This is a genomic window from Parabacteroides gordonii MS-1 = DSM 23371 (genome assembly GCF_000969825.1).
Lineage (GTDB): Bacteria > Bacteroidota > Bacteroidia > Bacteroidales > Tannerellaceae > Parabacteroides > Parabacteroides gordonii.
Genome location: NZ_KQ033919.1, coordinates 2,767,109 through 2,780,829, shown reverse-complemented (window position 1 = coordinate 2,780,829; position 13,721 = coordinate 2,767,109). Strand labels below are relative to the sequence as shown.

Genomic DNA, 13,721 nt, shown 5'->3' with positions numbered 1-13,721 from the left:
AAATACTATTTATTTATTTGTTATTCTATTCTTTATTCACCGCCGCTCATTCCGATAATGAAAGAAGCAGCGATCAGTACGACCAGCCCGGCATACATCCATCCTTTTGTCTTCAGGTCAGTCGCTTTCCATTCTCCCCGGTACAACCCCCAAAGGGTAGCAAAGACAATGGTCAACGACATCAGTATCCCCCAGGCTGTGAACGAGAATTCTCCCATGCGGCTTTTCCCCATACCGTAGAAGATAAAGTTTACGAACCACAGGAAACCCGCCAGTCCGCAATACAGGTAATTCTTTGAAACGGCAATCTCTTTTGTCTTTGTAAATACTTTCAGGTTCTTATTCTTTCCGGCAAGGAACAGGCACCAAAGCGCAGTCGCCACAAAAGAACCGCCGAACATCAACAGAAAGACAGGTAAGGTTTGAAACAACGGATCGATACCCGATGCCACCAACGAAGAAGAAATACCGCTTCCCTGTTCTATCCCCAGGGCTTGTGAAGCTCCGGTGATACCGACAAAGAATACCAGTATCAATCCTTTACCGAAGTTCAGCTCTGAATTGGCTTCCGGCCCGGCTCCCTTATCTTTCCTGTAACCGGCATAGCCGCTTAACCCGATACCGACAGCAGCGATCAGCAGCCCGGCAATCAACATCGTCCCACCGGATTGTTGCAGCATAACCGCCAGCCGTCCGTCGATAGCCGGTGGAATAATCGTCCCTAAGATCATCATTAATCCCAGAGAGAGCGAGAAGCCGAGCGACAATCCCAGGTAACGCAAAGACAACCCGAAGGTCAAATTACAGATGCCATAGATAATACCCAGCAGGAATATCCAAGCCAATGTACCTGACGGCACACCCGACAAGACATCCATAAAACCGGGACAAAACACCCAGCAGGCGACTGCCGGAACGAGTACATAAGCAAATAAACTATATATCAGCCAATAGTTTTCCCACGCCCACCCCCGGGTCTTCCCGAACGGGATGGAAAAACTTCCGGAAGAGAATGCACCGATGGCAATCAATCCGATTCCTAAAAACAATTCAATGGTCATATTCTATTAATGGGTTTTACGTTTTATTCTTCTGTACACACAAGTTGCACTATTGCATATTTCACAGCCATAGGGACGTTTCTTAACAGCGTCGCCTATACCGATTATCCCGCTTACCGACTTGATCGGTTGCATCAGACAGGATTCATTGAGGGTTATGCCTGTAGGATGGTCTCCGATATAAGCAAAGAGATCACGCTGCCCGGATAAGGGCCATTCGCAATAACCGGGGCTGTACCGGTTCGTGATCTTCTTTCCTTCCCTTGACATTTCTTCTTCCAGGCAGCGTTGTACTTTATCCATTGCGTTCTCTACCGTAGCTGATCCGATCGATTCGACGACAAAGGCTTCCAGAAAGTCGCCATTCTGCTGGTAGGCATGGGACAAATCCGTGAAAGCGGCACCAGCCGTACAAATGAACAGGGCTATTTCCGAAGCTCCTGCCATATACCCGCTGATCCTTCGGCCGGGTTGTAACACGACATCCCCGTAATCCAGTATCCGGTACCCGCCAATGATCTCGCGGGAGTCTTTCAAGGCCGCAAAGGTGGACTCCACGATCCCGGCAACCAACGGGTAACTGTCGTTATCCGGTATCTGAAGATAATCCATCAGCACCTTTTCATCCGGCCTGACCTCATCGAAAGTAAATGTATAAGAGCGGAACATGATTATACAGCGTTAAAGTCAGCGATAGCCCGGTAAAAAGCCTTGATATTTACATCCGGAACAAATGGCGGCATATCGCATCCGGAAGAGATAACAAAGTTCTTATATTGTGCAGTCTTTGCCAGCAGATCGGCTGTGATACGGTATACTTCTTCCGGTGTTGCCTGCTTCAGGATTCCTACCGGATCGATATTACCCATCACAACTAGATTTGACGGACACTGTTCCAGGGTTTCCACCATATTCACCGCATTACCGAAATGAAGTGCAGCCGCACCCGAATCGATCATAGCTTGTGTACAGTGGCCTTTATTCCCGCAATTATGCAGAACAACAGTGAAGTTATCGTCCTGTACGGCTTCTACGATCTGTTTGACATAGACGGTCGAGTACTCCAGGCAATCTTCATTGGAGAGCAGTCCCGCAGCAGGTTCCGCCATGATAACACCTGTTGCACCGATTGCTTTCAGTTCCTTACAGTATAAGGTAATATACTCGGTACATTTATCCAGCAGTGTTTTGAGCACATCCGGCTCTATATAGATCCCGACCATGATCTCCGACATGTCGTACAACCTGCCGGCCAGGGAAAAAGGGCCGATACAACCGGATAATACAGCCTTGTCCTTTATATTCTCAACCGCCAGGCGGTTCGCTTTCAGATATTCAGGCATTCGCCTTGCCGACAAAGAGGGAACCTGCAAGCGGTTCACAGACTCTTCATCACAGACCAACCGGCCTGTAACACTGGGCACTTCATGTTCCGGCATGCTGATCGCACAACCGAATGCTTCCGCTTCGACCGTCAGATCCATAATAACGGTACAAGCCGTTGTATCATACGTTTCCGTCACATTCTTTATGGCCTGATAATGAACTTCACCATCTGTTACGGCATCGATCACATTCTTTCCGATCGCTTCAATACCGGGATGTGTCATGATAGGGATAGCTATCCGCTTATCGCTATTCAGTAGTTGTTGGATAAAACTATTCATACGCGTTCAGGCTACAATTGAGTCCAACCAGTTGATATTATCCTGCGGGTCGCGGGCATAAGCATCCGCACCGATCTCCTGAGCAAAAGTGGCATTCAAAGGAGCTCCCCCCACGATTACTTTTGTATCTGGATGCTTCTCACGGATACTGGCGATCATGGGTTGCATATTACTCATGGTTGTTGTCAGCAAGGCAGACATTCCACAGATAGCTCCCGGATGCTGGTTCAAGGTATCGATATACTTCTCTGCCGGTACATCCGTTCCCAGGTCTATCACTTCCCAGCCGGCACCTTCCACCATCATTCCTGTCAGGTTCTTTCCTATATCATGTAAGTCTCCCATCACGGTTCCGATCACGAAAACTCCTTTACGCTTGATCTCGCCACTCTGGAAATAAGGTTTCAGATGCTTCATCGCACTGTTCATCGCTTTGGCCGACAACAACATCTGTGGTACAAATATTTTCCCTTCGGTAAATTTATTGCCTACCCGGTTCATGGCCGGGATCAGCGCATCATTCAGGATAGCCTGGGGAGAGATACCGTTCTCCAAAGCCTCACGGGTCAGTTCGTCTGCACCGGGCAGTCCTTTCATTGTCGGTGGATAGGGTGATGCCAGATTGATCTTGCCGAATTCCACGCATTCGCCAAGTTTACTAATAATGTCATTCATGTTCTATAATATTTAAAGCCTGTTTATTTCGAAAGAGAGAGAATATAGATTCAATCCGTATGGAATACTTCTTCCATTGCCGCCCACCATTCTCCAGGAGCACGATTTTCTACTGCCTGCTGACAAGGGTCGGTCAGCTTCCACCATTCCTGCGTGGTCGGGTCTGCCGCCATCCTTTGCATGTCTTTTTCGTAGTTGTCACCGATGTATTCATAATAACTGTACAATATCCCGTCTTTATAAAAGATAGAATAGTTACGGATATTGCATTCCCTGATCATTGCCAACACGCCCGGCCATACGGCGGCATGCAACTTCTTATATTCTTCCAGCTTTTCCGGCTTTACACCGATAATACTCCCATAACGTTTCATATTCTTCTCTATATTAGATTAAGTATCACAAAGATAAAGGATAGAGAACTGCAGGAGTTTTCAATATTCGTGGTTATTTTGACTGTTTCAGGGATTTACCGGTTTAAAATCGATATAAAACAAAAAGCCCCTGACAGGAGAAGTCCCACCAGAGGCTTTTATTATTAATAGATGATCAATATCCCGGGTTCTGTACCAACGCTCCTTTAGACAAATCAATTTCAGTCAGAGGAAGTGCCCATAAATAGTTCTTGTTCGGATCGAACTTACGCTGTTCCACCAAAACCTTTTTCCCGTCGAAAGTCATACCGTAAGCCGGTTTGTTTACACAGGCTTCCGTCGTTCTCCAGCTGCGGGTCTCGAACAGGTGAATGCCTTCAAACGTAAACTCAACACGGCGTTCTCGGCGAATAGCTTCGCGCATCTGGTCTTTTGTCAGATTAGCCGGTAAAGGCGGAAGTTCCACGCTCGGACGTTGGCGAATCCTATTGACAGCTTCATATACGGATGCATCCGGCCCGCTCAATTCATTCTGTGCTTCCGCATAGATCAGTAAGACTTCTGCATAACGGAACAGGATATAGTTAATCCAGCCCGGATATTCATTCCCTACATTCTTTGGATTAATATATTTACGCATCGTATATCCAGTACGGGTGGCATTACCATTCCCCATTGTCCCTTCTGTACTATAAATCTGTCCTCCGAACTCGCAACCATGCCACAGGATAGAATAGGCCAGGCGGGGATCACGGTTCTCAAACGGCTTTTCAGGATTGTAAAGCTTCGACTCACCAATGGATTTCCCATCCGTACATTCGTATGCATCGATAAGATCCTGTGTCGGCGACAATGCTTCCCAGCCTCCCATCATCAGCGGAGAGAAGAACTGGTCGATCCAACTGCCGGTATAATCATAATCCAATGCATTCTCCATATATTGATGATCGAATATCACTTCGCTGTTATTTTCATGTTCTGCAGAGAACAGATCGCCGTAATTACCATACAGGTTGTAAACACCCAGGTTCATCACTTCTTTAGCTGCGCTGGCCGCTACATCGTATTTCTTCATCAGATAACTGATATGAGCTTTCAATGCTAATGCAGCCCCCTTGTTGGCACGTCCTAGTTCCGTGTTATCGGAACGGGTCAACGGTAACTTTTGTGCAGCCTTATCGCATTCCTCTACAATAAACTTATAGACTTCTTCTTCCGTATTCCGTGAAGGGATCGTTTCGTTCAACTCCAAAGCACGGGTCAGGATAGGAATACCCCCATAGAATTTCAATAAAGTGGCATGGAAATAAGCCCGTAAGAATTCAATCTCACCGATCAGGATCGTTTTCTCATCTTCTTTCATCTCCACCTTGGCTATATTATCAAGGAAGATATTACAGCGGCGGATACCACGGTAAGCATCCTGCCAAACCTGTTTAAAGTGAGGATTTGAAGCCGTTGCCGTACAAGAAGAGATATCCCCCTGCTCCGCATGGATATGAACAGGAATGGCATTGTCGGTATAGCAATCGAGCATGACCATATGGTTTCCCGACTGGACAAGATAGCGATAAGTAGCTGCCGAATATTTCACGGCATCCTCTTTTACCATCCAGAAAGACTCGTCGGAGAGCTGGTCTGTCGGGATCTTATCCAGAAACCCGTCGTTGCAACCGGTTCCGAATAACGAGATAAGCGATATAAATAAATATTTTAGTTTCATAATTCGTCTACAGTTTTATTAGAATGAAAGGTTAACACCAAATGAATAATTTCTTGTCAGCGGATAATAGCTACTAACCACGGATAAGTCTTTCATGTTGTAAGCCGATTCCGGGTCAACACCGTCAAATCCGGTAATAGTGAACAGGTTATCGACACTGAAGTATACTCTCAGGCGGGTAATACCCGAACCGGCCAGTACCTGTTTAGGCAATGAATAACCGAGTTGCATATTTCTCATCTTCAGATAAGAAGCATTCTGCATCCAGAAAGTAGAAGTCATCCAGTTCTTTTTAGAATCTTTCATCGACAAGCGGGGATATGTAGCATCAAGGTTTTCCGGCGTCCAGCGATCCAGGTGATATTCAGTCACTTTACCTCCATTGTAGAATGCCTTGTTGATTTCATCCTTCACAATTGCATTAACCATTCCGGCACCTTGCAGCAAGGCTGAAAAGTCAAAGTTCTTATATTCGAAGCCCAGACGAAGCCCGTAGTTTATTTTAGGGAAATAAGTACCCAGCGACTGACGGTCGTTTTCATCGATCTTCTTATCATTGTTCAAATCCTTATATTTAAGATCGCCCGGTTTAGCACCCCAGATCTGTGTAGGATGTCCGTCGATCTCCGCCTGGTCTTTGAAGATTCCTTCGCAAACATATCCATAGATATTGTTGATAGGATCGCCTACAGAACGTCCGGGAGTATCACCTCCGCTCAGGTCGGTAATTTCATTATGCACATAGCTGAAGTTGAATGTTGCATAATACTTGAAATCATTGATCTGGTTGTTATGGCTGATCTGCATTTCCATACCTGTATTACGAACCTTACCGGCATTCTGCATCGGCGGTTTCACCCCTACGATTTCCGGGATAGGCAACTCCAGCAGGATATCTTTTGTGTTCTTAACGAAGAAGTCACCGGTGAAGCTCAGCTTGCCACCGAAAGCATCCGCATCGACACCGATATCAATCTGGTCTGTCTTTTCCCAGGTAATGATCGAGTTAGCCATCTTTTCATTGATTGAAATACCCGGATATAACATATTACCGAAGTTGTAGTTCTGGCCGAACATATAGGTATTATAGAAGGCATAATCGCCAATCTCCTGATTACCTAATTGTCCCCAGGAAGCACGTAACTTCAGATTATCGATCCAGGAAGCCGTGAAGAAACTTTCTTCAGACACACGCCATCCGGCAGAGAAAGAAGGGAATGCACCGAAACGGTTATCTTTCGGGAAACGTGAAGTACCGTCGTATCTGATATTCGCTTCCAGCAGGTAGCGGTTGTCGAATGTATAGTTCACACGGGCAAAGGCTGAACGCAAAGCGTATTCCACCATATTCCCCTCGGAAGTCTGTGTCGTTATATCGCCCGCATTAATTTCACCCAGGCTGTTATTCAAAGGTAGATCCTTACGGGATGCTCCTAAGATGCGATACTGGTTATATAACTGGGAATATCCCAACAAACCTTTCAGGTCGTGTTTACCGAAGCTCTTTGCATAATCCAGATATGCCTGAAGATTTACTTCCAGCATCTTATTATCCTTGTTCTCCACTTCACTGCGAGTCGTACGGATAGGATCAACAGACTCGGCGGTATAAAACTTCATACTCCTGAGGAAAGTATGTTCGTCTTTCAGATTGAATGTCGTTGAAGCATTTCCACGCAAGGACAATCCGTCGATGATCTTATAGGTAAAGGAAGCACTTCCCTGGAAATTATTATTGTAGGTACGTGCCAGACCACTTTCACGGGCAGAAGCGACTGAGTTATGTTCGTTCTTGAATAATCCGTAATTTCCATTCTGGAACTGGATCGGAGTAACCGGCGTTTCACGAAATGCATAATACATTATACTGGTCATGCCGGTAGCAGGAGCCGCCATACGGCTACGATAGGCCGAAAGGTTCAAAGAGACATTCAACCGGTCGTTGATCTTCGCATCGAGGTTCGAACGGACATTGAACTTATTATATTCAGTGTTCGGCATCAACCCTTCCTTATTATGATAACCAAAGGAAAGAGAATATTTAATTGCCTCAGACCCACCGTTCACACTCAAATGGTGATTATGAAACAGCCCGTTTTCGCTGAATAACGTACCCAACCAATCGCTATTGGCAAAATGATCCGGATCGGAACCATCTTTAAACTTTTGCAGGTCAGGGTCTGAATACAATCCCTCCAATCCGTCATTCTTATAAGCCTCATTCAAAAGGACAGCATAATTATACGAGTCCAGATATTTCGGTAAGCGGGTCGCTTCCTGCCAGCCAACATATCCGTTATAGGAGATCACGGGCTTGCCCACAGCACCTCTTTTGGTAGTAATCAACACAACGCCGTTTGCCGCACGCACACCATAGATAGAAGCTGCCGCAGCATCTTTCAATACGGAAATATTCTCGATATCGTTCGGATCGACATTGCTCATCGACGACTCCACTCCATCGATGATAACCATCGCTTCGGAATTCCCCAGCGTACCGACACCACGGACACGCAAAGCAGCTCCGTCGGCTCCCGGCTGTCCGGCATTCTGTACAATGGTCACACCCGATACGTTACCGGTCAGCATATTGACCGGGTCGGAAGTCGTTCTGTTCTCCAGCACATCGGCCTTTACACTGCTGACTGCACCGGTCAGGTTCACCTTCTTTTGTGTTCCGTAACCGACAACAACGATCTCATCCAGATTCTGTGTATCATCCAAAAGAGAGACAGAGATATCGCTCCGGTTATTCACCGGGATTTCCTGTTCCATATAGCCGATATAGGAGACTTGCAAAACGGCATTCTGGGGAACTTCCAACGTAAAACGCCCATCGAGGTCTGTCACCGTACCGTTTGTTGTTCCGCGTTCTATTACATTGGCTCCAATCACCGGTTCTCCGGTTTTGTCCTTCACAACACCTGTTACTTTCTTCTGTTGTTGCGGAGCCGACGCTTTAGTGGTCTTTTGCGAGATAACGATCATTTTCCCCTGGATAGAGTAGCTTAATCCTTTATCCAGGATAGCCGACAAGACTTCTTCGACAGATGCATCCTTAAAATTATGATTGATCTGTTTTTGCTCATTCACTTCATCTTTTTTATAGATGACTGAATACTGGAGCTGTTTCTCCACTTCCTCCAGTACTGTTTTCAAAGGGACGTTCCTGAACTGCTGAGTGATTTTCTGAGCGTCCACCGATAATGAGCCGGAAAGTAGCAAGGCCAATATTAAAGACCTTCCCACATGCTTTTTGTACATCATAAGATAGATAGTTAGTTATTAGATTTAATACATATATAAACAAAGCGCGCTATTGTTTTTTGATATAAATATCTTCTCCCTGCCGCTCAAAGCGTATCGGAATGATATCGGAAAGTGCCTGCAGGAACTGGCCGATAGTCTCTTCGTTCCGCAATGAGACCCTGAAGGTGGCGTCTTCATCAAGTGCAGTATCCAGATGTATCTTCACATCATACTTCCTTGACAGGCGGACAGCCAGTTCGCCTAATGCTATTTCGTCATATTCAACTCTTCCTTCAATCCATGACCGGTATTGCGAAGCCTGTACATGGTGGCTGGAAAAATCTTTTTTCTCCTTATCGAAGCAAAGTAATTCGCCGGGCTTTACTTCCAGTTGCCTTCCTTCGTACAAAACATTGACAGCTCCTTCCAATAGAGTAGTTGTAGAAAAAGGATCTTCAGCATAAGAGGTCACATTGAACTTTGTACCTTTCACCAATACATCGTAACAACTTGTCTTAACCAGAAACGGCGATTCGTCCGATTGCTTTTCTACTTCAAAATAGGCTTCTCCCTCCAGTTGCACTGTCCGGTTGCTTGCATTAAAGTTATCCGCATACCGCAAAGTCGATCCGGCATTCAACCAAACGACCGTTCCATCGGTCAGTATCACTTTGCTTTTCTCACCATAAGCAGTGACCAGAGCGAAATAATTCGGATCGGCTTGTTTATTGAAGAAAGACAATGCCCCATAAGCACCGCTCAACATGACCACCACGACTACAGCAGCCACGGCAACTACCTGACGCAGGCTATATTTCTTATGTCCGAACATATCCGGCATATTGCGTTGTATCTGAACACGTCGTTGTAAATGTTTCCATTCGCTGATCACACCCAGGTCGGGTGTAGCCGATTGCATCCATTCTTTTTCCCATCGACGGAACATCTCATAATTATCCGCACAGGCATTCACAAAGCGAAAGAGTTCTTCCTCCTCCTGCAAAGTAATACGCCCTTCAAAATAGTGTACGGCTAACTGATGAATATTCTCCTTTTCCAATTCCATAATTTCCTCTTTCTATATGATGTAACAACCCATTCTTTTTTTACCCAACCCCCGATGTTCTATTTTTTTCTCCTTATCCCTTTTTTTCTTTCTGCCTGCCTACTAATATAAAGTACCGGACGTTTTATATTTTTGACCAAGGTCGAAAAGATTTACCACCTAGGTCAAAAACGTTTACTACCAAGGTGACAAACGTTTACTACCAAGGTCAAAAAATTAAAACATAGGGAGAAATGTAATAGCAAGTCTCCTGTTTCTTGCTAATCAGATAGCAACCATGCAATAATAACAATATAGATATCGAGAGGATACTTGTCTTTAAAGTGTTTGGAGAAAGTCGTTAATGCTTTGGCTATATGCTTTTCCACAGCAGTCGTAGAGATACTTAAAGCTTCTGCTATCTCACGATTCTTCTTTTTATCAAAGCGGCTCATAATAAATACTTCACGGCAACGCGTAGGCAGCGTGTCTATAACTACATTCACTTGTTCCTGCAATTCGTTGTATAATAAAGTGTATTCCGGAGAAGGATTAAAATCAAGGCTATACAGTTCCTCTCTCCCGGCAATAGAGGCCAGATGTTCTACGTTGTGTTGTTCTACTATTTGAAGATGTTTCAGATAATTCAGACAGGCATTCCGAACCATAGCAAACAAAAGGGCAGAGACGGATATGGCTTCTATCAACTCACGCTTTTCCCAGAATTTCAGGAAACTTTCCTGAATAATATCCCTCACAGCCTCCTGATCTTCCACAAAACGAGATGCATATCCACGCAAACGAGGATAATAGCTTTTGAAAAGAAATTCAAAAGCCTGATCATTTCCATCCTTTATTTCTTTCAGTAATATTTTCTCGTCGGTAAAATCTGCCATAAAAAGTTTACAATAAAAGAACGCTGTATCTTACTAATAATAATTGTACAAATCTATTAGTTTTTTTCGAAAGTCATTCATTCCCGGAAATATAAAAGCTGTAAAGGAACAGTGAAGTCTCTTTACAGCTTTTACCGGCACTCTCTGTTTTACAAAGATGTAATCAATGAATTAGTTATTTATCTTCACTTAGGATTTTCTTTACCCAGGGTATAATCAGATTTTCCTTAAAACAATGATTCGGTGCATCCACGTTCGTCAAATCAAAATAAGCTTCTCTATTTACCCCCTCCGGCAAATTCCCTTTTGTTTTCCGACTGTCAGGATCTGCATATTTAGGATAAAAATGAATTTCTATATTTTCCGGATGACCGGCTATTCGATAAGCCTGCCTTACCATCTCCAAGTCCCGATCCAATCCTCCTTCCGTGAAAATAATCGGCCTGGGTGCCAAAGACGAAACGATGTCGGGGAAATCAAAATTACACAGGAACTCAGGAATCAGGTGCTCAATCGAATTTGGAAAAGGGCGATATCCGTTTTCTTTCGGTTCAGTCATTACAATTATGCGCTCTAATGTACGACAAAGAAAATCGCTATAAACAAAACCATAAATAGTCGGGTCCAAAGCACCTAGAACCATTAACGGCTCAGTGCCCAAAGAATGTCCGCTTACAATCAAACGCTCTTTCCGGATAAATGGTTGCTCTTTCATCCAACTTAACACATGCATATCCACATAGGAAGAATACCCTAGATAGCTCCACCCCAATTCTAATAAACAACGGGCAGATTCATCAAAGTAATAAGAAGGAGCAACCGTGTATTTCTCCAGATCAGAGCATTCTCCTATACAGGGATTATCAACAACTACTGCTACTAATCCTATCTTAACGTATTTAAGCGCCATTTCGTTTTCCTCCTGAAACCTGGGTCTGGCATATTTTGTCTCAAGTTCAGGTTCACCTGCCAAAGACTCCTTCGTACGTCCTGATCCTGGTATACACAAGACTCCTGGAACTGGATTACCGGCATTCACTTGATCCGGAATCAGCATTAAAAAAGGTACGACACATTCCGGTAATGGATAAGATTCCCATTTCTCAATCCGATATCCCTCCCGCTTCTCACAACTAACTCGTTTAGGAGTCGGCAAGTCCCGAAGGTTCGGATGACGCATCAAATCTTTCATTTTCCCCCGAAGCCCCTCTTTCCAATAATTAAACTCACGCTGAGAAAAGTCGGAATGGAAAGCATAAGCCGGAACATTTCTTTTCATCAATGCATGTACTACCCCTCTGGTACTGATATAGCGTCCGTCTTGTCTATCTGTTGAAATCACTTTGTTCTTTTCAATATCTAACCCATACGCTTTATTCTGTCCATCCGTCTGCATTAGAAACGGATACAGACAGAAAAGAAGAAAAATATATTTTATCTTTTTCATCATGTTCTCTTATTTAATTTAATTTTCATATCCCGGATTATTCACTAACTTCGGATCATTATTCAATGTCTCAATATCAATCGGCCATAAAATCATAAATGACTTTTGCTCATTCAATACCGGAGACGGATCATCATAATTTGCCTTGGAAGAAAAAACTAATGACTTCTTTGTTCCATCACACATACGAACAAGATCGAACCAGCGTTTTCCTTCCCATACGAATTCTTTATCCCTCTCTTTCAATATTGCCAATTCATTCTGTTCAAAGGTCGAGTTCTCATAGACATGAACTGCCGGTTTAAAACTTGCACCATAAGCACGTTGACGAACCTGATTGATATATCCGGCCACATTTCCTCCTTGTAGGTTCTCGATTTCAGCCATCATCAACAAAACATCAGCATATCTATAAATGATGTAGTCATCGCAGTATGAACGATTGCCGTTTGAGTTCAGCATCCCCATAAATTTCCGTAGTATCAGACCGGCTTGAGCTCCATCCTGGTAATAACAGTCGAGAAATGTTGACCTTTTTCTCGTATCGTCATCATCCATGGAAGCAAACAACCCCCACTTATATTCATTTCTCAACAATCCGTTACCCTTCGTTTCTAATGTATCGGCCATCAACTGACCGTTTTGTCCATAAAACTGATTATTAAAATGTTGAACATAGTAAGTAAAGTTCTCTGCGAAATTAGACTTTTCACCGTCGGCAAATCCTATCGCAAAAATGATTTCATCATTGCCTTTATTCTCATAATCAAAGACATCCTTAAAATCAGGCAATAGTCGGAATTGACCGATCAACGGCTCCAGGGCCTTTTTAGCAATCGTTGCATCATCAGGTACAGCTATTTGATCTTCAGTTGACACTTTAGCTGACCATAAATAAATTTCAGCCTTCAACATTAGAGTAGCCGGCTTAGACCATAAAGTTCTTCCTTTCCCGATCTGTCCATTTGTCCCAAACAATTCTTCTGATTTTTGAATATCACCTTTGATAAAGTCAAATGTTTCTTTCGCTGAGCTCCTTTCCAAGTACAAGTTCTCAGCATGTGTGACACCATTCATTACATTCGGGAGCTTGACTAAAGGTACACCTCCATATGTCCGGTAAAGCATAAAATAATAGAAAGCCCGTAGTCCATATGCCTGGGCTAAGCCTTGATTCCTCTCTTCCGACGTAAGAAAATCACATTCATTTTCTACCTTCTGAATGAACAAATTGACTTCCAATATATTCTCATATAATCCATTCCAGTTATTTATACCTGTCAGGTATTTGGAAAATGTATTCGTCTTTATTGGTGAACTATAATCGAGACTATTATTGAGAAAAGACGTTCCGGATTTAAGTGTTCCACCTCTCGCCTCCCCTAAAATAAATAATGACTCTGCTTTCTCCCGCAAACGGCCATGCAGACCGATCATATATCCTTTTACCTGCGAACTGTTATTCCAAAAATTACTACTTCCGTAATAATCTTCCGGAGAAAGATCCAAAGCATTGCATGACACAAGCAAAAAAAGAATCAAATATGTCGAAATAATATAATTTATACGTTTCATATCGTTTAT

The 13,721-nt window shown here is 43.8% G+C and carries 11 protein-coding genes; all 11 read right to left on the bottom strand.

What is annotated here, in order from left to right:
• Positions 1 to 32: 32 nt before the first annotated feature.
• The 11 genes from HMPREF1536_RS10540 to HMPREF1536_RS10490 all read right to left on the bottom strand — a co-directional run bounded on the left by HMPREF1536_RS10540 (position 33) and on the right by HMPREF1536_RS10490 (position 13,712).
• Positions 33 to 1,061 carry an L-rhamnose/proton symporter RhaT gene (locus HMPREF1536_RS10540; protein WP_028730340.1) on the bottom strand — a complete coding sequence of 343 codons (1,029 nt, stop codon included), beginning with the start codon at positions 1,059 to 1,061 and terminating at the stop codon, positions 33 to 35.
• A gap of 6 nt (positions 1,062 to 1,067) precedes the next feature.
• Positions 1,068 to 1,730 carry a vitamin B12 dependent-methionine synthase activation domain-containing protein gene (locus HMPREF1536_RS10535; RefSeq protein WP_028730339.1) on the bottom strand — a complete coding sequence of 221 codons (663 nt, stop codon included), beginning with the start codon at positions 1,728 to 1,730 and terminating at the stop codon, positions 1,068 to 1,070.
• Positions 1,731 to 1,732: 2 nt separating this feature from the next.
• Positions 1,733 to 2,728 (bottom strand): methylcobamide--CoM methyltransferase, encoded by a 996-nt coding sequence (locus HMPREF1536_RS10530; protein ID WP_028730338.1) that lies wholly within the window; start codon positions 2,726 to 2,728, stop codon positions 1,733 to 1,735.
• Positions 2,729 to 2,734: 6 nt separating this feature from the next.
• Positions 2,735 to 3,403, bottom strand: coding sequence for a cobalamin B12-binding domain-containing protein (locus tag HMPREF1536_RS10525; RefSeq protein ID WP_028730337.1), 669 nt, complete (start codon positions 3,401 to 3,403; stop codon positions 2,735 to 2,737).
• Between the two features lie 50 nt (positions 3,404 to 3,453).
• Positions 3,454 to 3,777, bottom strand: coding sequence for an L-rhamnose mutarotase (locus tag HMPREF1536_RS10520; protein ID WP_028730336.1), 324 nt, complete (start codon positions 3,775 to 3,777; stop codon positions 3,454 to 3,456).
• Positions 3,778 to 3,952: 175 nt separating this feature from the next.
• Positions 3,953 to 5,500 carry a RagB/SusD family nutrient uptake outer membrane protein gene (locus tag HMPREF1536_RS10515; protein WP_028730335.1) on the bottom strand — a complete coding sequence of 516 codons (1,548 nt, stop codon included), beginning with the start codon at positions 5,498 to 5,500 and terminating at the stop codon, positions 3,953 to 3,955.
• 18 nt (positions 5,501 to 5,518) lie between these two features.
• Positions 5,519 to 8,764 carry a TonB-dependent receptor gene (locus HMPREF1536_RS10510; RefSeq protein ID WP_044193629.1) on the bottom strand — a complete coding sequence of 1,082 codons (3,246 nt, stop codon included), beginning with the start codon at positions 8,762 to 8,764 and terminating at the stop codon, positions 5,519 to 5,521.
• A 52-nt stretch (positions 8,765 to 8,816) separates the two neighbouring features.
• Positions 8,817 to 9,815 (bottom strand): FecR family protein, encoded by a 999-nt coding sequence (locus HMPREF1536_RS10505; RefSeq protein WP_028730333.1) that lies wholly within the window; start codon positions 9,813 to 9,815, stop codon positions 8,817 to 8,819.
• 260 nt (positions 9,816 to 10,075) lie between these two features.
• The gene (locus tag HMPREF1536_RS10500; protein WP_028730332.1) at positions 10,076 to 10,690 is read right to left on the bottom strand and encodes an RNA polymerase sigma-70 factor; all 615 of its coding nucleotides are present in this window, start codon (positions 10,688 to 10,690) and stop codon (positions 10,076 to 10,078) included.
• Between the two features lie 175 nt (positions 10,691 to 10,865).
• Positions 10,866 to 12,137, bottom strand: a complete 1,272-nt coding sequence (locus HMPREF1536_RS10495; protein ID WP_087880978.1) for an alpha/beta hydrolase family protein — start codon at positions 12,135 to 12,137, stop codon at positions 10,866 to 10,868.
• An 18-nt stretch (positions 12,138 to 12,155) separates the two neighbouring features.
• On the bottom strand, positions 12,156 to 13,712 hold the full coding sequence (locus HMPREF1536_RS10490; protein ID WP_028730330.1) for a RagB/SusD family nutrient uptake outer membrane protein: 1,557 nt from the start codon (positions 13,710 to 13,712) through the stop codon (positions 12,156 to 12,158).
• Positions 13,713 to 13,721: the final 9 nt, after the last annotated feature.

Coding starts and splice junctions, on each gene's coding strand:
- HMPREF1536_RS10540 (WP_028730340.1), bottom strand. CDS start 1,061: ATGACCATTGAATTGTTTTTAGGAATCGGATTGATTGCCATCGGTGCA.
- HMPREF1536_RS10535 (WP_028730339.1), bottom strand. CDS start 1,730: ATGTTCCGCTCTTATACATTTACTTTCGATGAGGTCAGGCCGGATGAA.
- HMPREF1536_RS10530 (WP_028730338.1), bottom strand. CDS start 2,728: ATGAATAGTTTTATCCAACAACTACTGAATAGCGATAAGCGGATAGCT.
- HMPREF1536_RS10525 (WP_028730337.1), bottom strand. CDS start 3,403: ATGAATGACATTATTAGTAAACTTGGCGAATGCGTGGAATTCGGCAAG.
- HMPREF1536_RS10520 (WP_028730336.1), bottom strand. CDS start 3,777: ATGAAACGTTATGGGAGTATTATCGGTGTAAAGCCGGAAAAGCTGGAA.
- HMPREF1536_RS10515 (WP_028730335.1), bottom strand. CDS start 5,500: ATGAAACTAAAATATTTATTTATATCGCTTATCTCGTTATTCGGAACC.
- HMPREF1536_RS10510 (WP_044193629.1), bottom strand. CDS start 8,764: ATGTACAAAAAGCATGTGGGAAGGTCTTTAATATTGGCCTTGCTACTT.
- HMPREF1536_RS10505 (WP_028730333.1), bottom strand. CDS start 9,815: ATGGAATTGGAAAAGGAGAATATTCATCAGTTAGCCGTACACTATTTT.
- HMPREF1536_RS10500 (WP_028730332.1), bottom strand. CDS start 10,690: ATGGCAGATTTTACCGACGAGAAAATATTACTGAAAGAAATAAAGGAT.
- HMPREF1536_RS10495 (WP_087880978.1), bottom strand. CDS start 12,137: ATGAAAAAGATAAAATATATTTTTCTTCTTTTCTGTCTGTATCCGTTT.
- HMPREF1536_RS10490 (WP_028730330.1), bottom strand. CDS start 13,712: ATGAAACGTATAAATTATATTATTTCGACATATTTGATTCTTTTTTTG.